Source organism: Mesorhizobium sp. dw_380, from assembly GCF_018588885.1.
Classification (GTDB): Bacteria; Pseudomonadota; Alphaproteobacteria; order Rhizobiales; family Rhizobiaceae; genus Mesorhizobium.
This window is the reverse complement of the sequence record NZ_JAFFIW010000015.1, coordinates 52,319-74,490: the sequence shown is the minus strand read 5'-3', so window position 1 is coordinate 74,490 and position 22,172 is coordinate 52,319. Positions and strand designations below refer to the sequence as shown.

Annotated in this window: 21 protein-coding genes; 8 read left to right on the top strand and 13 right to left on the bottom strand. The window is 63.8% G+C overall.

Going from position 1 to position 22,172, the window contains the following annotated elements; genetic code table 11:
• Positions 1-21: 21 nt before the first annotated feature.
• Entirely contained in the window at positions 22-1,209 is a 1,188-nt protein-coding gene (locus tag JT360_RS16875; RefSeq protein ID WP_214472786.1) for a glycine C-acetyltransferase, read from the bottom strand.
• A 306-nt stretch (positions 1,210-1,515) separates the two neighbouring features.
• Here JT360_RS16875 and JT360_RS16870 point away from each other — a divergent pair, with 306 nt between their 5' ends.
• Both JT360_RS16870 and JT360_RS16865 read left to right on the top strand, forming a co-directional pair.
• On the top strand, positions 1,516-3,588 hold the full coding sequence (locus JT360_RS16870; RefSeq protein ID WP_214472828.1) for a putative bifunctional diguanylate cyclase/phosphodiesterase: 2,073 nt from the start codon (positions 1,516-1,518) through the stop codon (positions 3,586-3,588).
• A gap of 74 nt (positions 3,589-3,662) precedes the next feature.
• Positions 3,663-4,400, top strand: a complete 738-nt coding sequence (locus JT360_RS16865; RefSeq protein ID WP_250888853.1) for a polysaccharide deacetylase family protein — start codon at positions 3,663-3,665, stop codon at positions 4,398-4,400.
• Between the two features lie 15 nt (positions 4,401-4,415).
• Here JT360_RS16865 and JT360_RS16860 read toward each other — a convergent pair whose 3' ends face one another.
• Entirely contained in the window at positions 4,416-4,844 is a 429-nt protein-coding gene (locus JT360_RS16860) for a MarR family winged helix-turn-helix transcriptional regulator (RefSeq protein ID WP_214472784.1), read from the bottom strand.
• Positions 4,845-4,958: 114 nt separating this feature from the next.
• Between JT360_RS16860 and JT360_RS16855 the strand changes: the two genes are divergently transcribed.
• Positions 4,959-5,366 (top strand): hypothetical protein, encoded by a 408-nt coding sequence (locus JT360_RS16855; RefSeq protein WP_013896093.1) that lies wholly within the window; start codon positions 4,959-4,961, stop codon positions 5,364-5,366.
• 142 nt (positions 5,367-5,508) lie between these two features.
• Here JT360_RS16855 and JT360_RS16850 read toward each other — a convergent pair whose 3' ends face one another.
• Positions 5,509-7,554: an oxidoreductase gene (locus tag JT360_RS16850; protein WP_214472783.1), complete on the bottom strand. Its 2,046-nt coding sequence runs from the start codon at positions 7,552-7,554 to the stop codon at positions 5,509-5,511.
• 136 nt (positions 7,555-7,690) lie between these two features.
• On the opposite strand from JT360_RS16850, the gene queF reads away from it, so the two are divergent.
• Positions 7,691-8,152: a preQ(1) synthase gene (gene queF, locus JT360_RS16845; protein WP_214472782.1), complete on the top strand. Its 462-nt coding sequence runs from the start codon at positions 7,691-7,693 to the stop codon at positions 8,150-8,152.
• Between the two features lie 8 nt (positions 8,153-8,160).
• Here queF and JT360_RS16840 read toward each other — a convergent pair whose 3' ends face one another.
• The 4 genes from JT360_RS16840 to JT360_RS16825 all read right to left on the bottom strand — a co-directional run bounded on the left by JT360_RS16840 (position 8,161) and on the right by JT360_RS16825 (position 12,580).
• A complete protein-coding gene (locus JT360_RS16840; protein ID WP_214472781.1) occupies positions 8,161-8,751 on the bottom strand; it encodes a YqhG/Tai3 family protein in 591 nt (196 codons plus the stop codon).
• A 4-nt stretch (positions 8,752-8,755) separates the two neighbouring features.
• Positions 8,756-9,235 (bottom strand): DUF3828 domain-containing protein, encoded by a 480-nt coding sequence (locus JT360_RS16835; protein ID WP_214472780.1) that lies wholly within the window; start codon positions 9,233-9,235, stop codon positions 8,756-8,758.
• 98 nt (positions 9,236-9,333) lie between these two features.
• Complete coding sequence (locus JT360_RS16830) at positions 9,334-10,986, bottom strand: ABC transporter substrate-binding protein (RefSeq protein ID WP_214472779.1); 1,653 nt, start codon at positions 10,984-10,986, stop codon at positions 9,334-9,336.
• A 43-nt stretch (positions 10,987-11,029) separates the two neighbouring features.
• Positions 11,030-12,580, bottom strand: coding sequence for a trimethylamine methyltransferase family protein (locus JT360_RS16825; protein ID WP_214472778.1), 1,551 nt, complete (start codon positions 12,578-12,580; stop codon positions 11,030-11,032).
• Between the two features lie 91 nt (positions 12,581-12,671).
• On the opposite strand from JT360_RS16825, the gene JT360_RS16820 reads away from it, so the two are divergent.
• Positions 12,672-13,574: a LysR substrate-binding domain-containing protein gene (locus JT360_RS16820; RefSeq protein ID WP_214472777.1), complete on the top strand. Its 903-nt coding sequence runs from the start codon at positions 12,672-12,674 to the stop codon at positions 13,572-13,574.
• A 243-nt stretch (positions 13,575-13,817) separates the two neighbouring features.
• Entirely contained in the window at positions 13,818-15,707 is a 1,890-nt protein-coding gene (gene mutL, locus JT360_RS16815; protein ID WP_214472827.1) for a DNA mismatch repair endonuclease MutL, read from the top strand.
• 185 nt (positions 15,708-15,892) lie between these two features.
• Here the strand turns inward: mutL and JT360_RS16810 are convergent, their stop codons facing one another.
• Positions 15,893-16,786 (bottom strand): DMT family transporter, encoded by an 894-nt coding sequence (locus JT360_RS16810; protein ID WP_214472776.1) that lies wholly within the window; start codon positions 16,784-16,786, stop codon positions 15,893-15,895.
• 91 nt (positions 16,787-16,877) lie between these two features.
• Here JT360_RS16810 and JT360_RS16805 point away from each other — a divergent pair, with 91 nt between their 5' ends.
• Positions 16,878-17,804: a LysR family transcriptional regulator gene (locus JT360_RS16805; protein ID WP_250888852.1), complete on the top strand. Its 927-nt coding sequence runs from the start codon at positions 16,878-16,880 to the stop codon at positions 17,802-17,804.
• Between the two features lie 26 nt (positions 17,805-17,830).
• On the opposite strand, the gene JT360_RS16800 is transcribed toward JT360_RS16805, so the two are convergent.
• Positions 17,831-18,388, bottom strand: a complete 558-nt coding sequence (locus JT360_RS16800) for a hypothetical protein (RefSeq protein WP_250888851.1) — start codon at positions 18,386-18,388, stop codon at positions 17,831-17,833.
• 154 nt (positions 18,389-18,542) lie between these two features.
• On the opposite strand from JT360_RS16800, the gene JT360_RS16795 reads away from it, so the two are divergent.
• The gene (locus JT360_RS16795) at positions 18,543-18,776 is read left to right on the top strand and encodes a DUF2093 domain-containing protein (protein ID WP_214472774.1); all 234 of its coding nucleotides are present in this window, start codon (positions 18,543-18,545) and stop codon (positions 18,774-18,776) included.
• Here the strand turns inward: JT360_RS16795 and lpxK are convergent.
• Genes lpxK through JT360_RS16775 form a run of 4 tightly spaced genes read right to left on the bottom strand, consistent with a single transcriptional unit; the run spans position 18,773 to position 22,155 of the window.
• Positions 18,773-19,798, bottom strand: a complete 1,026-nt coding sequence (lpxK, locus tag JT360_RS16790) for a tetraacyldisaccharide 4'-kinase (protein ID WP_214472773.1) — start codon at positions 19,796-19,798, stop codon at positions 18,773-18,775. The genes JT360_RS16795 and lpxK overlap by 4 nt on opposite strands.
• A 1-nt stretch (position 19,799) precedes the next feature.
• A complete protein-coding gene (gene waaA / locus JT360_RS16785; protein WP_214472772.1) occupies positions 19,800-21,116 on the bottom strand; it encodes a lipid IV(A) 3-deoxy-D-manno-octulosonic acid transferase in 1,317 nt (438 codons plus the stop codon).
• Positions 21,113-21,904, bottom strand: a complete 792-nt coding sequence (locus tag JT360_RS16780; protein WP_214472771.1) for a lysophospholipid acyltransferase family protein — start codon at positions 21,902-21,904, stop codon at positions 21,113-21,115. The genes waaA and JT360_RS16780 overlap by 4 nt, the downstream gene beginning before the upstream one ends.
• A gap of 5 nt (positions 21,905-21,909) precedes the next feature.
• Positions 21,910-22,155: a DUF4170 domain-containing protein gene (locus JT360_RS16775; RefSeq protein WP_214472770.1), complete on the bottom strand. Its 246-nt coding sequence runs from the start codon at positions 22,153-22,155 to the stop codon at positions 21,910-21,912.
• Positions 22,156-22,172 lie beyond the last annotated feature (17 nt).

Genomic DNA, 22,172 nt, shown 5'->3' with positions numbered 1-22,172 from the left:
TCGCTTTTCGGCGCTGATCGCTCAGGAAATCACACCCAATTCCCTGCCGACCGCGCCAAATGCCTCCACCGCACGGTCGATGTCGGCAGTGGAATGCGCCGCCGACATCTGGGTGCGGATACGCGCCTGGCCCTTCGGCACCACCGGGAACGAAAATCCGATGACATAGATGCCGCGCTTCAGCATGCGCGCCGCCATCTCCTGCGCCAATGTCGCATCGCCCAGCATCACCGGGATGATCGGATGATCGGCGCCGGCCAACGTGAAGCCGAGCTTGCCCATCTCGGACCTGAACCGCGCCGCATTGGCATATAGGCGCTGGCGCAAGGTGTCGCCATTGCGGATTAGGTCGAACACCTTGATCGAGGCACCGGCAATCGCCGGCATCAGCGTGTTGGAGAAGAGATAGGGCCGCGAGCGCTGGCGCAGCCACTCGACCACCTGCCGCTTGCCCGAAGTATACCCGCCGGAAGCGCCGCCGAGCGCCTTGCCCAGCGTACCCGTGATGATGTCGACCCTGCCCTCGACGCCGCAATGCTCGGGCGAACCGCGGCCATTCCGGCCGACGAAGCCGACCGCGTGGCTGTCATCGACCATGACCATGGCGTCGTACTTCTCGGCGAGATCGCAAACGCCTTTGAGATTGGCGATAATGCCATCCATCGAAAACACGCCATCGGTGGCAATCAGCCGGAAACGGCAATCCTTCGCCTCCTTCAGCCGCGCCTCGAGATCGGCCATGTCGTTGTTGGCGTAGCGGAAGCGCTTGGCCTTCGACAGCCTGACGCCATCGATGATCGAAGCGTGGTTCAGCGCATCCGAGATGATCGCGTCATCCTCACCAAGCAGCGTCTCGAACAGGCCGCCATTGGCGTCGAAGCAGGAGCCGTAGAGGATGGTGTCTTCCAGGCCGAGGAAGGAGGAAATCGTCGCCTCGAGCTCCTTGTGCTCCTCCTGCGTGCCGCAGATGAAGCGCACCGACGCCATGCCATAGCCGTAGCGGTCGAGCGCTTGGGCGGCCGCCTTTCGTAAGTCGGAGCTATCGGCGAGGCCGAGATAGTTGTTGGCGCAGAAGTTCAGCACCTTCTCACCGCCGACCTCGATCTGCGCCGACTGCATCGAGGAAATCACCCGCTCGGACTTGTAGAGGCCGGCCGATTTGAGCCCTGCAAGTTCGCTGTCGATATGGGAGAGAAATGCTGCGGTCATGATCGGGCCTCGTTTGACGTGGCCCGACTGTCGTCCCGCCTGCGCAAAAAATCCATCGCAAAAGCGACCGGATCGGGTGGCCGTCAGCATCAAATGAAAGGCTGTGGGTATCGTCCAGGTGACTACCCTCGACCGCAGGGATAACGAATGGTCAAATGCAGACCTGCGGTGAAACGGGCCGATAACCATTTCGCGATCTTTCAGAGCCTCCCCCTTGCCGACCCGCTGTCGATTTCCAGTCCTGTTAACGTTTGCGATTCAATGGTGCTCACACAGGAATCCGTTGGCGAGAGGGCCGCCCCCAACATGTCGCAGCAGCCGGTGCAAACCGTTTCAGGCAAGCTCATACTGCTGATCAAGGCCGGCTACTGGGTGGCGCTGCTGATCATTGCGGCCATGGTGGTGGCCTCCTTCGTCCTGCTGCAGCAGACTATGGCCACGCAGCAGCACAACCACACCTTGCTCGATATCGTCGGCACGCAGAAAACCCTGTCGCAGCGCATCGTCTTCCTTGCCAGCGCAACCGGCTCCGCCTCGCGCGACAAGCAGCCGGCGCTGGTCAGCGCGCTCAAGCAGGCGACGGCGGAGTTCGAGACGAACTACGATCTGCTGTTGAAACAAACAGGCGCTGATCCGGAATCGCCGGTGAAGCTCGACCCAAAGTCGATCGAAAACGTGCTTTTCGCCAAACCCTTCCATCTCGACTATTTCTCGGTTGGGCTGATCGCCAATGGCGACCGTCTGGTTTCGGCGCTTGAAACGCAACTCACCAATCTCGACAATGACGGCTACAAAGGCGGCGCCGAACGCGTCAACCTCGATACCTCGGTCGCCAACGCCACCTTGTCAGGCTATGCCGCTCTCGGCCAGCGCATCAGCGCCGACGCCGACGAACGATCGGAAAAGCTGCTCGCCCTCCATCGCACGCTGTTCTACGCCACCCTCGGCGTCATCCTGCTGGTGGCGCTGTTCATCTTCCGGCCGATGTCCAACGCGATCCTGCGCAAGACGCGTGAACTGGTCGATGCGCGCAATTCGATGGCCTTCATCGCGGTTCATGACGGCCTGACCGGCCTGCACAACCGCACCTTCCTGACCGATCATTTCGAGACGCTGATCAAGGGCGCGCATCGGCGACGCGAACGCCTGGCCGTGGTCCAGCTGGACCTCGACCGTTTCAAGCAGATCAACGATACGCTGGGCCATGCCGCCGGCGACTATGTCCTGGTCATCACGGCACAGCGCATGCGCGATTCCTGCCGGGCGTCGGATCTGTGCGCGCGGCTCGGCGGCGACGAATTCGTGATGATCCTCAATGGTGCCGGCAGCACCGAAGACATCAACATGCTGGCACGGCGCATCCTGGCGCACATCAACGAGCCGATCATCTTCCAGGGCACAACCATTCTTCCGGGTGCCAGCGGCGGCATCGCCGTCTATCCGATCGACGCCGACAACGCGCAGGACCTGCTCGTCCATGCCGATCTGGCGCTTTACTCCGCCAAGAAGATGGGCGGCGGCAATTTCTCGTTCTTCTCGGAGGAATTGCGCCGCGAACTCGACTACCGCAAGCAGCTCGAACACGACATCAAGGTCGCCATCTCAGACAAAGCGTTCCAAGTTTATTTCCAGCCGCAGGTTTCCCTGACCAACGGCTCGATCAGCGGCATCGAAGCCCTGGTGCGATGGAACCATCCCGAACGAGGCATGATCTCGCCTGGCGAATTCATTCCGGTCGCCGAGAAGTGCGGCTTCATGCCAGAGATCGGCCGCATCGTGATCAGCAAGGCCATCAACGAGGCCGCCGAATGGAACCGTGCCGGGATTGCCTTCGGGCGGCTTGCCGTCAACGTTTCGGGCACCGAGTTGCGCGAGCACGATTTCGATGCGTTTCTGTTTGAGACGCTGGAAAAGGCCGGACTGCCGCCGCAGAAACTGTCGCTGGAAATCGTCGAATCCGTCATTCTGGACGACGAGAAGACAGGCATCGCGGCGAAACTGCGTCATATCAGGGCCGCCGGCGTGCATCTTGAACTCGATGACTTCGGCACCGGCTATGCGTCGCTCAGCCACGTCAATCCCAACGAGATCGACCGGCTCAAGATCGACCGCCGCTTCGTACAGAACATCCATGAGAACGGCGACAATTCCAAGATCGTGCGCGCCATCACCGAGCTTGCCCGCGGCCTCGGTATCTCCATCGTCGCCGAGGGCGCCGAGACCGAGGCCGAACTCGACTCGCTGATGGCGATCGGCTGCGACCAGGTACAGGGATATTCCATCGCCTTTCCGATGCCGCAGGACAAGGCGCTAGAATGGCTGACCGCCCGCATGCCGAAGAAGGCCAAGCTCACGGTATTGCAGGGAAGCCTGGCGTAGGTCGGGCGAGGTTCGGCTTGACAACCAGCCGCCGAAATGGCGGCCTGTCGGAGCGCAAACGGATCCGGCGGCTAATGACATTCTTCCGGCTTGTCCTGGCCGCCATGCTGACGTCAGCGTTGCCGGCTCATGGGGCGGATCGCATCATCTATCTCACCTTCGACGATGGCCCGCTGAACGGCACCAGCAACATCCTTGACGTGCTGGAGGCGAGCCAAGTTCCGGCAACGCTGTTCATGGTCGGCATGCATGCCGAGGCCAGTGCGTCCAACAGGGCCCTGGTGCGGCGCGCCAAGACGATGCCGCTCGTGACGATCGGCAATCACAGCTACAGCCACGCCTACAATCACTACCGGCACTTCTATGGCGATACGGAAGGCGTGGTGGCCGATATGCTCAAGGCGAATGCGGTGCTCGGCCTGAAGCCCGCGGTGCATGCGCGCCTGCCGGGACGCGATGTGTTTCGGCTGCCCTCGATGTCAAAGAACGACAATTCGCTCGGGCCGGCTCAAGCCGGCCGTGAGGATCCCGACTACGAGTTCGTCGCCGCTTCCGGCTTTTATCTCTATGGCTGGGACCACGAATGGGTGCACAAGGACAGCGGCGAGCCGGTGCAGAGCGTCGACCATCTGGTCAGCGAGATCGACCACCTGTTCGGCTATGGCCACTTCGCCAAGCCCGGCAAGCTGATCCTCTTGATGCATGACGAGATGTTCCAGGACAGTTTTGACGGCAAGACGAAGCTCACCGACCTGATCACAGAGCTGAAGCTGCGCCGCTACGCTTTTGGAACAATCCAGAGCTACGACTAAGCCGGACGATCCGTCTTAGCTCTCAACATTTTCGCGCAATGCAGCCAGCACCTTTGCGAACTCGGCCAGACGCTCGTCGGGCAGTCCGGTGCGAAGCCGCTTGTCGAAGACAAGTGCGGCTTGCCGCAGCGTCTCGAACAGAGCTTCTCCCGCTGCCGTCAATTCGACGAGATGAACCCGGCGATTGACGGGATCGCGGCGGCGCGTCAGCAGGCCCTGCGCCTCCATCGCGTTGAGGTGGTGGGTCAGCGTCGCGCCCTGGATGCCGATCATGCCGGCAAGCTCGCGCTGATTGGCAAGTTTGCTCGACTTGACCGACAGCAGCGTGAGCCAGACCGGCAAGGTTCCGCCCGCTTCAACCAAAGCGGCGTCGAAGGCTTGGGCGACAAGCTTGGCGGTGCGGCCAAGATTCATGCCGATTGGCGGGCGTTCAAAGGGCGTCATCGTCGGACACTAGTCGCTGTTTTCCAAGGATGGAACAGGTTCGCGTTTATACATTGACATCGAACAGTTAGATATCTAATTATAAGCGAGGTAGCGGGGCGAGAGGAGAGCGGCATGCAATATGTCTACATCGTCGTCATCGGTCTTCACGTCATGGCAGGCGTATTCTGGGCGGGCACAACCATCGCGGTCGGCCGTGACCCGGACATCCGCGCGGAACGGTTTTTCCGGCCGCAAATGGGCGCTGCCGGCCTGGTTTTCCTGACCGGCATACTGCTCTGGTATTTCTTCCATGAGGGCGCTTTCGGCTCGATGGAGAAGGTGCTGGCGCTGGGCATCGTGACGGCCCTGATCGCCGCCGGCGTGCAGGGCGCGCTGGTGGGCTCTGCCAGCAGGCAGCTTGCCGGCGCTGATGCGGCTACGGAAAGCCGGTTGCGCGCGAAGATGACAAGAGGCGAGCGCATCGCCGGAGGGCTGCTGGTGCTGACCGTGCTGTGCATGGCCACCGCCAGAATGTTTTGAGCGCCGCCACGCTGCAACCTCATAGGATCGTACGTTGTCTGGCAACGAGCCAATGACGTGCGGGCGCGCGGATCGAGCCGGTGTACACGGGCTCTCGTATGCCGGCTCGGCCGCGTGCCACCAACTTTTGCGATGACGAATTTCAGATCCGTAAGCCGAACCTGATCCCGTCATAGATAGCGGCATGGATGTTGCGCGAGGCGACCGCGTCACCGATGCGCAACAGCACGAAGCCGCCTTGCGGGTTGCGTGCCGGGAAAATGTCGCCGCCGCTGACCAGGCGTTCGTAATCGACGGCGCCACGATTGCGCGACAGCGGTTTCAGGCTGAGATAGAGATCGTCGAGCGGCGCCGTGCCGTGCTCGACCACCACCTGGTCCACCCTGCGCTCCCCGCGCCAGCCATCGGCAAAGTCCGAGCCGAGTTCGGCAACCAGTTGATTGCCCTCGCGCCGCACCGAGCGCAGGCGCGTGTTGATGGTGATGGTGACGCCCTTTTCCTGGAAGGCGCGCATATACGGCACGTGGTTCATGCCGCCCATTTCGGGAGCAAAGAAACGCTCCGGCGAAACCAGTTCCAGTCTTGCACCGCTGTTGGCGATCAACTCGGCCGCGCCCATGCCCTGATGGCCGCCATTGTCGTCATAGAGGAGCACGTTCTCGGCCGGCTTGACGCTGCCCGCCATGATGTCCCAGCTCGACGTGACGAGATTGTCGCCCGCCGCCAGCGGCGGGTTCTGCGGCAGGCCGCCTGTTGCGACCACCACCACGTCTGGCGCGAGCGCCAGAACATCATCCTGCTCGGCCCAAGTGTCGTAGCGGATCTCGACGCCGAGCCGGTCAAGTTCGGCCAACCGCCAGTCGATAATACCGATCAGTTCCTTGCGGCGCGGGTTCTGCGTCGCCAGACGCACCTGGCCGCCGGCTTGTGACGAGGCCTCCAGGACCGTGACTTGATGGCCGCGCTCGGCCGCGACCCGCGCCGCCTCCAGTCCTCCGGCACCGGCGCCGACGACGACGACTTTCCGCTTGGGACCTTCGGTCTTGACGATGATGTGCGGAATCTCGGCCTCGCGACCCGTCGCCGCATTGTGCACGCACAGCGCCTCGCCGCCTTCATAGATGCGGTCGAGACAATAAGTGGCGCCGACACAGGGGCGGATTTCGTGCTCGCGGCCTTCCATCACCTTCTTGATGATGTGCGGGTCGGCGATGTGCGCACGGGTCATGCCGACCATGTCGAGCTTGCCGGTGGCGATCGCGTGGCGCGCGGTGGCGACATCGGAAATGCGCGCAGCGTGGAAGGTCGGGAACTTTGTCGCCGCCCTCACCTCGCCAGCGAAATCGAGATGCGGGGACGAGCGCATGCCGGTCACCGGAATGACCTTGGTCAATGCCGCGTCGGTCTGGATCGAACCGCGGATGATGTTGAGGAAATCGACCTTGCCCGAGCCGGCCAGCCGCCTGGCGATCTCGACGCCCTCCTCCTTCGACAGGCCTTTCTCGAAATCCTCGTCGGCGACCATGCGGATGCCGACGACGAATTTTTCGCCGACCGCCGCGCGCACCGCATCGAGCACCATGTTGGTAAAGCGCAGGCGATTGTCGAGCGAGCCGCCATATTCATCGTCGCGATGATTGGTGGCCGGCGACCAGAAGCCATCCATCAGATGGCCGTAGGACTCGAACTCGATGCCGTCGAGGCCGGCAGCCTGGCAGCGTTGGGCGGCCGACGCATAGTCGGCAACGATGCGTTCGATATCCCAATCCTCGATGGTCTTAGGGAAAGCGCGGTGCGCCGGCTCGCGCACCGGCGAGGCCGAAAGCACCGGCAGCCAGTCGGCCTTGTTCCAGCCGGTGCGGCGGCCAAGATGGGTGATCTGGATCATCACCTTGCAGTCATGCTCGTGGCAGGCATCGGTGAGTTCTGCCAGCCACGGCACGATGCGGTCGTCATAGACATGCAGATTGCCGAACGCGGCCGGACTGTCGCGCGAGACGATGGCCGAACCGGCGGTCATGGTCAGCGCCATGCCGCCCTTGGCCTTTTCGGCATGGTAGAGCCGATAGCGTTGCTTTGGCATGCCGTCCTCGGAATAGGCCGGCTCGTGGCTGGTCGACATCACCCGGTTCTTCAGCGTCAGATGCTTGAGCTGATAGGGTTGGAGAAGCGGGTCGTTGCTGGTCATCGTCTTCCTGCCGTTTCAAATCGTGTCGGAGCAGCACGCTGCCCCATTTCCCGTTTAAGCATCGGATTCGTCCGAAAACCGCTGCGCATTTCCTGGTCCGGTGCTAATGAGCGGCAAATTCGAAGGAAACCCGCCCATGATCGACACCAAAACCCTCACCCAGCTCGGCGCCCACGTCGAGACGCCACAGAGCCCCGAACAGGCAGTCCTGGAGACCGTGCCGTTTTCGCGCGGCGACGGACCGCCGGCAATCGTGCGCTTCACCTGCCCGGAATTCACCTCGCTGTGCCCGGTCACCGGGCAGCCGGATTTCGCTCATATCGTCATCGACTACGCACCCGATGCGGCTCTGGTGGAATCGAAGTCGCTCAAGCTGTTCATGACCTCGTTTCGCAACCACGGCGCCTTCCATGAAGACTGCACCGTCATGATCGGCCGCCGCATCGTGGCAGCGACCAAGCCGCTGTGGCTGCGCATCGGCGGCTATTGGTATCCACGCGGCGGCATCCCGATCGACGTGTTCTGGCAGACCGGCGCTCCACCTGAAGGCGCCTGGCTGCCGGAGACCGGCGTCGCGCCCTATCGCGGGCGCGGCTAGCTCGGCCCTCATTCGCATTGGTACTGGCTGAGCGCCCATTCGCCGGTCACCGACAGCAGGTCCGATATCTTCCATTCGCCGCCGGCCTTCTTGAGCTTCCATTCAAGGCGGTGCGGATTGCCGGCGACGACGAAGGCGACGATGACCTTGGCCTGGTCGCCATTGATCGATTCGAGCGTCTTCAGGCTCTTGTCGATCTCGCCCTTGTCGTAGTCGGCATTGTCGAGCGCCATGTTGGGATCGAGGCACTCGCCCTGCCCGGACTTGCGCAGCGCGTCGCTCTTGTCGAGCACGGTTTTCGCCGGATCGGTGAAATGGCTGCGCTGCGCCGGATCGACCTCCAGGCCAACCTGATCGTAGAAAGGCCGCACCACCGCTGTCGGCGAACCCGGTTCGCTGGGCGGCCAGCCAACTGGTGGCGTCGCCGGCTCGACGGTCCCGCCCGGTGCATTGGCAGGCGGCGTGCCGCTGTCGTCGGGCGCGGTCCCTGCCGGGGCGTTGGCCGGCGGCGCGCCGAAAAGCCCTTGCGCAGCGGCGCCGTTCAAACCCGCCGCCAACAGGCACATGGCCGACAGTGCCAGGATCGCACGACGCGGCATCGCATCACTCCGGATCTTGGCCCGCCATGCATTCGAGCTGGCTCAGCGTCCAGTCGCTGGTCTTCGAAGCAATGTCCGACACCTTCCACTTGCCATCGACCTTTTTCAGCGACCAGTGCATTTCGCGTTTTGAATCGTCTCCTTCCGAAAAAAGGCTAAAGCTCGCCACCACCTGCGCCGTGTTGCCATCCACCGTCTCGGACAGTTTCAAGGTCTTGGAGACGGTCTTCTGGTCGAAATCCTGCGCATCCAGACCAGGATCGAAATCGATACAGGCGACCTGGTCCGGATTCTTCCTGGTCGCCTGATCGTTGAGATCGAGCAGTTTCGTCACCGGCTCGGTGAAGCGATCCCGGTATTGTGCGTCGGCCTCGAACCTCACTTCCGGAACATAGAAGAACTTCACGGCCTCGGACGCCGGACCGGCCGAAGCGGCGGCGGGCAAGGCTATCGAAAGGGCGGCAAGGAGCACTGTCCGTCTCATGCAGAATCTCCGGCTTTTGATGGCTTGAGGCAATCAATACCACACATCCTGCATATCGGCTTTTTTGCGACCCATGAAGTCCCCTGCGCCGTCTCCTTTCAGGCGCCCAGCCAGACGTTCTGAAGATCCATTTCAAAGGTCTGATGGACGCCGTAGTTCTTCACCTTCTTGTTCGTGTGGCTGTAGAGCTTCTGCCAGAACGGCTGGATGATGACACCGGAGTCCTGCAGGATCTGCTCGACATCCTTCATCACTTCCTTGCGCTTGGTGACGTCGATCAGCGAGAGCGCCTGCTTGAGCTTGGCGTCGAAATCGGGATTGGAATAGGCCGATTCATTCCACGCCTCGCCCGTTCGATAGCCAAGCGCCAATACCTGAACACCAAGCGGGCGCATGTACCAGATGGTCATCGAATAGGGATATTTCGTCCAGTCGTTCCAGAAGGTGGAACCAGGCAACACCGTACGCTTCACCTTGATGCCGGCGTCGCGCAACTGGCCGGCGATCGCATCGCCGGTGTTCTTCTGCCAATCGTCCTCGATGGTGATCAGCTCGTGCTCGAAATCGGCCTGACCGGCGTCCGCCATCAGTTTCTTGGCGCCGGCGGCGTCACGTGTCTTCTTGGGCAGCGGATAATATTCCGGATGGATCGGGCTGACATGGTGGTTTTCGCCAACCGTGCCGCGCCCGGCATAGCCGAGCTGCAACACGGCATTGTTGTCGACGGCCATCTGCAGCGCATTGCGCACCCGCTGGTCGTCATAGGGTTTGTGGGTGATATTGGTGCGGGCAACGAGTGTCGTCGCCGTCGCGACCTCGGACTTCACAAGCCCCATCTTGTCGAGGATGTCAATGAAGTCGGCGGGCGACTCGAAATTGAGGTCGATCTCGCCGGAGTCGAACGCGTTCACCGTAGCGTTGAAGTCGGTGCCGTAGTCGATGAACTCGACACTGTCGAGCGGGGCTTCGCCGCCCCACCATTTGCCGTTCTCGCGACGCTTCACCACCGCCTTCTGGCCGACATCGTAAGAAACCAGCTCGAACGCTCCCGTGCCGATCGGCTTCCTGATCGGATCGGCGCCATCGGCGTCGAAGTTGCGGTGCACGACGAGTGCTGGATAGTCGGTGAAGTTCGGGATCAGCGAAATGTCGGGTTCGCTGAGCTTCAGCTTGACCGTGTTGTCGTCGACCTTGGTGACCGCGCCATCCCTGGCCTTGCCGGTCTTGGTGTCGATCAGTGCGCCGACGCGTGCGGCCATGGAATTGCCGGCGACGCCCTTCTCGCACCAGCGCGTCACGTTGTGCACCACGTCATCGGCGTTGAAGGCATCGCCATTGTTCCAGGTGACGCCCTTGCGCACGTGCAGGACGTATTCGGTGGCATCGTCGTTGATTTCCCAGCTTTTGAGCAGCACGGGTTCGAAGGTGAACTGTCTGGTGTAGCGCACCAGCGGCTCCAGCCAGCTGCGCGAAATGTTGGCCAGTTCCACCCAGTCATACGTGCGCGGGTCCTTCTGCGCCTTGACCGGCATCGAGACATGCAGCGTTCCGCCCTTTTTTTTCGGCTCCTCGGCCACGGCCTGTTGCGGTACGGAGAGGCCGATCATGGCGTAGGCCAGCGCCGTCGATGCGCCGAATGCGCTTGCCAGCGCCAGGAACTCGCGTCGGTCCATGCGCCCCGCGCGTGTCTCCTGCGCCATCGCCTCGATAGCGCTCGGGACGCGATCGCCATTGCTTCTGAAAAGTGTCATTTCTTCCTCCCTTATGGTTCCCGTCGGGTCTTCGTCCCTTGCCTCAACTCACTGTGTCCGGCAGCTTCTCCTCGCGCCGCGCGATCAAATCCCTGAGACCCTCGGCCACGCCTTCGTCGAGCTTCGGCTCCTCATAGTCCGCGAGCATGTTGCGCGCTTTCTCGCGACCGCGCGTGTCGTGGTCCTTCGCCCCTTCAGCCTTCCACTGTTCGAACGAGTTGAAATCCATGATGCTGGGCATGAAGAAAGCCGACTCGAAATGTTCGAGCGTGTGCTGGGTGCCGAGGAAATGGCCCTGCGGCCCCACTTCGCGGATCGCCGCCATGGCTTCCTTGAAATCGTCGAACGGCAGGCCTCCGGCATATTTGTACCAGCCGACAAGCTGCTCGCAGTCCGTCGCGAATTTCGAATAGCCGCAGGTCAGGCCGGCTTCCAGCCATCCGGCGGAATGCCAGATGTAGTTGGCGCCGGCCAGAATGGCGGCATGCATCAGCATGTTCGCCTCATAGCCGGCCTGGGCGTCGTTCAGTTTCGATCCGACATGGAAGCCGGACGTGCGCCACGGCAGCCGGTATTTCCGCGCCAGCGCGCCCATCAGATACATCATCTGGGCGGCCTCCGGCGTGCCGCCCATGGGAGCGCCGGTCTTCATGTCGACCGTGACCATGAACTGCCCGTAGATCTGCGGCGAACCTGGACGCAGGAGTTGCGTGAACGCGACGCCGGCAAGTGCTTCCGCATTGACCTGCGCGACCGCGCCCACGGCGGAGGCCGAAGTCGAGGCGCCGCACAGCGCGAAAGGCGCCAGGATCAGCGGCTGATTGTGACGCGCATAGACCTTCATCGCGTCCAGCATGGTGGCGTCCCAGACCAGCGGCGAGTTGCAATTGGTGATCGCCACCAGGACCGGATTGTCGCGGACGAAATCCTCGCCGAAGACGATGCCTGCCATCGCCATCGTGTCTTCGGCCCGATCCCTGGAGGTCACGATGCCCATGAACGGCTTGTCGGAGTGCTTGAGCGCCGAATGGATGATGTGGAGATGGCGTTTGGGCACCGCAATTTCCATCGGCTCGCAGATGATCGAACTCGAGGAGTGCAGCGCCGGCGCCATGTAGGCGAGCTTGTGGAAGTTGTTGAGATCTGCAAGCGTGCCGTAACGCCTGTTATTGTCGAGGTCGCGCACATAAGGCGCGCCATACATCGGCACGAATATCGAGTTGTTCCCGCCCACGCGCACGGTGCGTTCAGGGTTGCGCGCGTTGAGCGTGAACTCGGACGGAACCTTCGACACAAGCTCCATCAGGAGAGCGCGATCGATGCGGACACGTGTCTCGGAGACGTCGGCACCCGCCGCTTTCCAAAGGGCGATCGCCTCGTCGTCACGGAACTCGCATCCCACCTCTTCGAGGATCGAGAGCGACTCCTCGTGGATCAGTTCGACCGCCTCGTCCGGGACCATCTGATAGACCGGGATCTTGCGGACCAGGGTCGGGAACGACGTGACCGGAGCGCCTCGCAGCGCCTTTCGCCCCAAGCGGCCGCCGCTGCGGCGGTTGGTGTTTCCAGTCAACTCAGCGGCCGGTGCGTTCATGACAACTCCGTCTGTCCATCTGTGTCAATTTAGTAAGGCCAAACGTGTCTGTGACGTTGGAAAATCCTGATCTCTTGTATAAGCTCAGCTTATGCGAAGCTTGCGCCACCTCCTGCCCTCCGCCGGCAGCCTGATCGTCTTCGAGGCGGCCGGCCGGCTGTCGAGCTTCACCGCCGCCGGGCGGGAGCTTGGCATGACGCAGGCGGCCGTCTCCTATGCCGTGCGCGGGCTGGAAGAGCAGCTCGGCGCCAAGCTGTTCCAGCGCCGCCACCGGCAGGTCAGCCTGACGGAAGCCGGCGAACGCTTCCACGCCGACGTCTCCCTGGGGCTCTCACACATCCGCAAGTCGGCCGAGGACCTGCGCCTGCAAGCGACCGGCGGCCATGTGACCCTCGCCGCCTCGACCGCCTTCGGCTCCTTCTGGATGATGCCGCGCCTGCAGCAGTTCCGCGACGAACTGCCGGGCATCGACCTGCGCATCCAGACCGCCGACCGCGACCTCGACATCATCGCCGAAGGCATCCCGCTAGCCGTGCGCGGGGGCGAGCCCCGGGAATGGCCGGACTATCATTCGCAGCCGCTTGCCGACGAGGAGATCTTCCCCGTCGCCGGCGCCAGCTATCTGGCCAAATTCGGCATGCCAAGGACGGTCGCGGAACTGGCCATGCACCGTCTCATCCATCTCGAGGAGCCGTACCGCGAAGCGGCCAGCTGGGACGAGTGGTTCCAGTCGGCCGGCCACGCTCTCAACGATACCGCGCGAGGCCTGCGCATCAACGACTATGGCCTGGTGATCCAAGGCGTCATGGAAGGACAAGGCATCGCGCTTGGCTGGCGGCACCTTGCCGAGCGGCTGCTGGCGACGGGGCTGCTGGTGCCGGTGACGGATCATGTGCTCAGGACCGGCAAGGCTTTCTACGTCGTCTGGCCGAAAAATCGCGAGCTCAGCGACAACGCCCGCAAGGTCAGGGATTGGCTGGCGGCGCAGGCTTGAGTGTCGCAGAACCGTAGCGATCCTTCACACCGCTCTGGCCTGCCGGACATCTCCCCCACAAGGGAGATTGGCAGTTTCGGCCATGCAGCTCTTCGGAACGCTGAAGATTGGCGAAAGCCGTGGTGACATCCGATCTCACCTCCTTGCGGGGGAGTTGGCCGGCAGGCCAGAGGGGGGTGCTGTCCCGCCAGCGTCTCCATGGAAGCCTTCCGCATCGGGCTCGAATCCGCCTATAATGCCGCTATGCCCATTCGCCAGCTTTCCGAAACGATGATCAACCAGATCGCCGCCGGCGAAGTCATCGAGCGTCCGGCGAGCGTGGTCAAGGAATTGGTGGAGAATGCGCTGGATGCCGGTGCATCGCGCGTCGTGGTCGTCACGTCAGGCGGCGGGCTTAACCTGATCCGCGTCACCGATGATGGCTCCGGCATCCCCGAACAGGAGCTTTCATTGGCGATCGCACGCCATTGCACCTCCAAGCTCAGCGAGGACATTCACGACATCCGCTCGCTTGGCTTTCGCGGCGAAGCGCTGCCGTCGATCGGCTCGGTGTCGCGGCTGTCGATCCGCTCGCGCACGGCCTTGGGCGACAGTGCAGCCGAGATCGGCATCGAGGGTGGCCGCATCCTGCCCGTCAGGCCGGCGGCCGCCAACCGCGGCACCACCGTCGAGGTGCGCGACCTGTTCTTCGCCACGCCGGCACGGCTCAAATTCATGAAGGGCGAGCGCGCCGAAAGTTCGGCCATTAGCGATGTGGTCAAGCGTATCGCCATCGCCTTTCCGGCCGTTCGGTTCACGCTGGCCGGTTCCGACCGCTCGACCCTTGAGTTGCCGGCGACCGACGACAGTCCGGAAGGCAGCCTGCGCCGTGTCGCCCAGGTGATGGGCGCCGACTTTCCCGACAATTCCATTGCCATCGACGCCATGCGCGAAGGCGTGCAGCTGACCGGCCATGTGTCGATCCCGTCCTTCACCCGCGCCAATGCGCTGCAGCAATATGCCTATGTCAACGGCCGGCCGGTACGCGACAAGCTGATCGCCGGCGCCATCCGCGGCGCCTTCGCTGACGTCCTGCCTCGCGACCGCCACGCGGTGACGGTGCTGTTCCTGACGCTCGATCCGGCCATCGTCGACGTCAATGTCCACCCGGCCAAGGCCGATGTGCGCTTCCGCGATCCGGGCTTGGTGCGTGGGCTGATCGTCGGCGCCATTCGCCAGGCACTGGCCGATGCCGGCATCCGTTCAGCCACCACGGGAGCCGCCGGCATGATGGCGGCTTTCCGGCCGGGTGCTGCATCCTACGGTCACGGCGGCCCGGCCAATGGCCACCGCAGCTATGACGCAGCGTACCACGCGTCCGGCTCCGCCGGTTTCGACCCCTCGCGATCGCCGCAGCGACCGCTCGACATGCAATTCGAAGGTGCGGGTTTTGAACGTGCCGCGCCAAGGACCGGCGGCCTCGGTGAACCCGACCAGGCGGCGTTCGATACCGGCCCGCTTGCCAGCGCCGATGCGCGCGCCGGGCAGAGCGAAGCGGCCGAGACGCTGCTTGGCACGGTCCTGGGTGCGGCACGCGCGCAGGTGCACGAGAACTATATCGTGGCGCAGACCAGGGATTCACTCGTCATCGTCGACCAGCACGCCGCGCATGAGCGGCTGGTCTACGAGGCCCTGAAGAATGCGTTGCATTCGCGCGCGGTGCCGTCGCAGATGCTGTTGCTGCCTGAAATCGTCGACCTGCCGGAAGAGGACGCCGAGCGGCTCGCCATGCATTCCGAAACGCTCGCCCGCTTCGGCCTCGGCATCGAGCGGTTCGGCCCGGGCGCCGTCGCCGTGCGCGAGACGCCTTCGATTCTGGGCGAGACCAATGTCCAGCAATTGGTGCGCGACCTCGCCGACGAGATCGCCGACAATGACACGGTCGAGACGCTGAGGGAAAGGCTGGACAAGATCGCCGCCACCATGGCCTGCCACGGCTCGGTCCGCTCCGGTCGCCTGCTCAAAGCCGAGGAGATGAACGCGTTGCTGCGCCAGATGGAGGCGACGCCGGGATCCGGCACCTGCAACCATGGCCGCCCGACCTATATCGAGCTCAAGCTGGCGGATATCGAGCGGCTGTTCGGACGGCGGTGAAGGCCAGCGGGGCGCAGACCCCCACCCCGCTGCTTCGCAGCGACCCTCCCCACAAGGGGGAGGGTGAAGGCTCTGCTCCACCTCCCCCTTGTGGGGAGGTCGGACCGAAGGTCCGGGCGGGGGTCCGAAAAGAGCCGCTGCAAAGCGGCTCATTTCGAGTCAGGAAATGACCACAACTCCCCGTTTTATCTCTTCAAATTGACCACAATCACACCACCAAGCGCCAGCGCGCCGCCGAGGATGCCGAGCAAGGTCGGCACTTCGCCCAGCCAGAAGAAGCCGATCAGGGCGGACATCGGCGAGACCAGGTAGAGGAAGTTCGAAGCACGCGCCGCCGGCAGCCGCGACAGAGCGGTCGCCCAGGCCGCATAGGCGATCAGGCTCGGCACGATGCCGAGATAAATGACGGCACCGAGACCGGCGGTGTCGGCGACGGCCGCCTGCTGGAAAGCGGCAGGCAGGAAGGGTGCCAGGCAGAGCGCACCGAGCACCATGTTGGACGCAGCGATGGTCAGCGGGTGATGACGGGCAAAGAGCGGCTTCTGGACGATGGTGTTGACGGCCGAGCACAGCGCGGAACCCAGCACCAGCAGCGCGCCGGCGTTGAAATGCAGGCCATGGCCGTCGGCCAAGGCGATGATGCCGATGCCGGCGAAGGAAATAGCCGTGCCGGCCCAGGCCATGCCGGAAAAGCGCTCGCCCAGAAGCGCCATCGCCATGATGGCGGTGAAGATCGGGCTGACGTTGATGATGAAGCCCGCGGCTCCCGCCGAGACCGTCAGCTCGCCGAAATTGAGCATGGCGGTGTAGAGCGCGACGAAGATGGCGCCACCAAACGCGAAGCGCCACAACTCGCCGACCCTGGGCAGCGCCGGGCGCTTGACGGCAAGGAAGATCGCCGCCGGCACCGCGGCGATGGCAAAGCGCAGGGCGCCAAGTTCCAGCGGCTGGAAGGCGGCAAGGCCGGCGCGGATCGCCGGAAAGGCGGACGCCCAGCCGACCACCGTCAGCGCCACGGCGATGGCGGCCGTGGTGTCCATCCGCTGTGTCTTATTCAACGTGCTCGTCGTCGCGCTCATCTCGTTGTCCTCGTGTTCTTCCGCCCCGAAACGCAGAAAACGCCTTTTCATGCCGATTGACAAACGACCAAATCGAGGATCACCTGTGACTATGGATCACAGCTCAGAGACGATGGTGCCGCTCGAAACGCTGCGCGCCTTCGATGCGGCCGCGCGAACCGGCAGTTTTTCGGCGGCCGCCGAGAAGCTCAACATCACCCATGGCGCCATCAGCCGGCAGATCGCCAAGCTTGAGGATTGGCTCGGACTGAAAGTGTTCGATCGCGGCGCGCGCGGCGTGACGCTGACAATCGAAGGCAACAGGCTGCATCTGCGCACCTCGGAGGCTTTCGCGCTGATATCGAGCCATTCCGACCGCTGGGTCGAGCCGCGCGGCACCGCCGTGGTGCGGCTGACCTCGATCCCCTCGGTCAGCGGGCTGTGGCTGATGCCGCGCATCGCGGCGCTGGAGAACAGTCCCACCAAGCTGCGCATCGTGCTCGACGTCGATATCCGCCAGGCCGACCTTGCCGACGAAGGCATCGACCTGTCGATCCGCTGTGGCCGCGGCGGCATTCCGGGCCGCGTCTCGGTGCAGCTTTTCGAGGAGCATGTCTTCCCCGTCGCCTCACTGGGGCTGGCGCGCGAGATCGGTCGCGGCGACCCGGCCCGGCTGCTCAAATTTCCGCTGATCAACGATTCCGACGCCTCCGGCTGGCGCGCCTGGTTCGCGGCGCAAGGCATGGACTACCGCCCACGCCCGCAAGACCGGCGGTTCGAGGATTATAATCTGGTGCTGGATGCCGCGGCCTACGGGCTCGGCATCGCGCTGGCGCGCCCGCCGCTGACCGGGCATCAGTTGAAATCAGGCCGCATCACCGCGGTCGATGAGCGCACCGCGCTCAATCCGGTGTCCTATTGGCTCGACCGGCCAATGGGACGGCCGCGCACGGCCGCGGCGGACCTTGCCCGCCGCATCGCGCAGCAGGCCGGATTGGCGCCGGACAAGATCGAAGCGTTCATCGAAGCCGATCGATAGACCCGTGGGGTCAGCCGATTCGACGTTCAACGAAGCAGCAGCAGGACGAAGCCGAAGATCACGGTTGCCAACAAACCGGTCATTATCGAAACAAAGCCGATCCTCACCAGCAGGCCCTCGGGGTTCGGTGCCGCACCGTGGGATTGACCGGCCGGCCTTCGCCGTCCCGCCGGCGTATCCAAGGCGACGGCGTTGCGCGGGACCGGAGCCTGCGGCGGTATAAGCGACAGCAAGGATAATCCCGCAGCTCTGGCTGGAGCGTTGTCATTGGCAGTTGCCGAAGGCGGCACGACGTCGCGCTGCGTTTGGCCGTCGGGCGCCGGTTTTCTCGCCACCGCCGTGGCCAGTACCGCCTCGTCCCTTGTCTCAAGCTGCGCCAGATAGGCCTCGACGATTCCGGACGAAGCAATCTGCTGCGATCTGACGGCCATCGGCGCGGCCGGCATGGCCAACAGGGCCGGCGCGGTCCGCTCTGCGAACAGTGAGGGCGCCGGGGGCTGGACCAGTTCCCTGATCAGCGCCGTCCTGACCGGATCGGCCTTCGCCAGCGGCACGGGTTGCGGTGTCATCGCCTCCTTGAGCAAGGAGGCCAGGCGGGCGGAAGAAATATCCATCATGCCCCCGATCGAGCGCTTTTCAGCCTGTCGTAACGCATCAGCATTGTCTGAGGCTTGTCGTATGCTTGACCCGGCCGCAGATTTGTGGCGATGAACTCTGCATGACACTCGGCACCACCGCATGATGAACCGTTTCGAAGGCCCGGGCGGCAAGGAAGCCCGCATCCGCTACCTCGATGGCGATTTCCAGGTCACCAGCCCGGGCTCGTTCGTGCGCTGCGCCGTGACCGGGGAAAGCATCCCATTGGACGAGCTGAAATACTGGAGCGTCGCCAGGCAGGAGCCCTACCTCAATGCGACCGCTTCGCTGCGCCGCGAAATCGAGGTGCATCCGGAATTACGCAAACGGGGTTAGCCCTTCAGCTTGCGCTGCCGCCAGGCATCGAGCGTTTCCTCGATGATGCGTTCGGGAACGTGGTCCAGCTCGAAAACCGTGTCGATCTCCAGCACCTGGAGACGGTCGAGAAAGTCCTGCGGGGCACCGTGGCGCAACCGGGCGGCGTCCTTGGCCGTGGTGATGAGGCCGAGGCCTTTGGCGCGCGCCGTGGTGGCCAGTTCGGCCAGTTCATCCTCGGCGTAGAAATGATGGTCCGGAAAGGGCCTGGAGAGAACCACCTCGCCGCCGGCCTCGCGCACCGTATCGAAGAACTTGTCGGGATGGCCAATGCCGGCGAAGGCCAGGAACCGCTTGCCGGTAAGCCCCGTCTTGCCGCTCGGCTCGGTGTGGGCCTCGAAGATCGGCCGGCCGGCGCGCGCGGCCTGGCGCACCACGGCGTCCGCGGCAGTGCCCTCGCCCATCTTCAACAGCCCGCTGGTGAAGACCAGTTGGTCGACGATTTTGGCCCGGAGCGGACCGCCCGGGATGACGCGGCCATTGCCGATCCCGTAGCGGGCATCCACCACGACCAGCGCATAGTCGATGTGGATTCGCGCGCTCTGAAATCCATCATCCATGATCAGGAAATCGCAGCCGTGTTTTTCAAGCAACAGCCGGGCGCCGGCGGCGCGGTTCGGCGTCACCGCCACCGGAGCGTGGTCGGCCAGCAGCAGCGGCTCGTCGCCGACATGCCTGGCGCTGTCGTGATGGGCATCGACAACATGCGGTTCGGCGAAAGAGCCGCCATGGCCCCGCGACAGGAAGCCTGGCTTCAGATGCATGCGTTTGGCCTGTTCGGCGAGCGCGATGGCCACCGGGGTCTTGCCGGTGCCGCCGACGGTGAAATTGCCGATGCACAGAACCGGTGCCTCGATCTTCTCGCGCCGGGCCCGCCGCATGCCGCGGCCGGCGACAAGCGCATAGACGGCCGACAGCGGCGACAGCGCCAGGACTTTCCAGTCCGGCTCTTCCCACCAGAATGGTGGTGCTTCGGAGGCCACGCTAGCGCCCGTTGGCGCCCTTCAGGCGCGACTTGACGACCAGCGGCTGGATATAGGGTTCAAGCGATTTCAGCGTGCGCGCCAGCGCGCCGCGCATCTCATCGACGGTCGCGACCCCTGCCGCCATCATCTCGTGGCGCGCCACTTCGTTGGTCAGGAGGAAGTTGACGGCGCCGGCCAGCATGTCGCGATCGCGCACCAGCTTGGCGCCGCCGCTGTCGATCAGGCGCTGATAGGCCTCGCGAAAATTCTGCACATTGCGCCCTGCAAGTACCGCCGTGTCGAGCATGGCCGGTTCGAGCGGATTCTGGCCGCCTTCAGAGGTCAGCGAGCGGCCGACGAAAGCGATCTCGGTCAGCCTGAGATAAAGCCCCATTTCGCCGATCGTGTCGCCGAGCAGGATATCGGTGTCGGGGGCGATACGGTCGCCCTTGCTGCGCCGCGCGACCTTCAGGCCCATACCGGAAATCTGCGCGGCAAGGGCCCCGGCGCGATCGGGATGGCGCGGAACGACGATCGTCAGCAGGCCGTGGTGACGCTTGTGCAGCATCGCGTGGACTTCCGCCGCGACCACCTCCTCGCCATCGTGGGTCGAGATCGCCGCCCAGGTCGGCCGGTCGCCGATCTGCCGCTGCAACGTGGCCAGCGCCCGTTCGTCGACCGGCGGCGGCCTGGTATCGACCTTGAGGTTACCCGACACGGTGACCGGCCTGGCACCGAGGGCGCGAAAACGCTCGCCGTCGACATCGGACTGGGCAACGACATGGGCGAGGTTCTCAAACAGCGCCTCGGCGATGTTGGCCCGCTTCTTCCACGACCTGAAAGAGCGGTCGGAAAGCCTGCCATTGACCAGCACCTGCGGCACGTGGCGCGCGCCAAGCTCGAGGATGGTCATCGGCCAGATCTCGGATTCGGCGATGATTGCCAGGTCCGGCTGCCAGTGATCGAGGAACCGGCTGACCGCCGGCTTCAGATCGAGCGGCACATATTGGTGGATGATGCGGTCGCCGAGCCGCTCGTCGGCAACCTGGGCCGATGTCACGGTGCCGGTCGTCAGCACGATGTTGACGCCATAGTCGAGAATGCTTTCGACCAGCGGCACGACGGCTATGGTCTCGCCGACGCTCGCGGCATGGATCCAGATGACAGGCCCTTCGGGGCGCGGCCGGCCGGCGACGCCATAGCGCTCCCGGCGACGGTTGCGGTCTTCCTTGCCGCGCGAGGTGCGCCAGGCGACATAGGGCCCGACCAGCGGATAGGCCGCGGCTCCCGCGAAACGATATGCCGACAGCATGGCGCGCGCCCAGCGACCGCTCATCGCCGACGGTCCACGAGACGGTAGGCCTCGGCCGTCGCGGCATTGAGGGCGGTGGTGACTTCCTGGCGTTTGCGCTCCATTTCGGCATCGTCCGCGTCAGCCGCCACAAAGATAGGCGTGCCGATGGTGACGGCGGAACGGCCGAACGGCAAGTTGATGGTGGTCTTGTCCCAGCTTTTTTTCAGCACCTTGCGGCGGCTGGTGGCGATGGCGACAGGCAGGAGCGGCCTGCCCGAGAGGCGCGCCAGGAGAACGATACCAAGGCCAGCGTCGCGCGGCGTGCCGTGCGGAATGTCCGCGATCATGGCGACGTTCTTGCCTGATGTGAGCGATTTTTTGAGCGCGATCAGCGCCTTGGCCCCGCCCTTGTCGAGATGCCTGGCATTCTCGCGCCCGCCCGAACCGCGCACGGCCTCGATGCCGAATTTCTCCAGCATCAGCGCATTGAGTTCGGCATCGGCGCTGCGCGACACCATGGCGACCAGCGGCTTGCGCTTGGGGTAATAGGCCGGCGTCAAGAGATGCTGGCCATGCCAAAGCGCGATGATACCGGGTTCGAACTCGGCGTAGGCGCCGGCCGAAAAGCGTGCCGATCCGTCAACCAGGGGGCTGGTCAGGCGAACCAGCCGCACGAATTGCGCGAGCAGGCTGGCTATGGCGTTCTTGACGAATCGCGACTGCGCGAGCGGTTCGCGTATCTTGCGCCAGAAGGTCTTGGTCGTGCGGCTGCGGCCCCTGCCCGAGGGCGCGGCCTCGCTGGCTGGCTCTTTCGCCAGATCATTCTCCATCGAAATCAACCGGCGGCCTTGCTGTCGGGATCCAGCAGACGGTGTAGATGAACGACGAAATAACGCATATGGGCATTGTCCACGCTGGCTTGCGCCTTGGCTTTCCACGCGGTGTGCGCGGATTGATAGTCCGGATAGATGCCGACAATGTCGAGCCCGTCGAGATCGCGGAACTCGGTGCCGCCAAGCTTCTTCAGTTCGCCGCCGAACACCAGATGCAAAAGCTGTTTCTTTCCGTCTTCCGCGGTCATGTCGGTCCTTCACATAT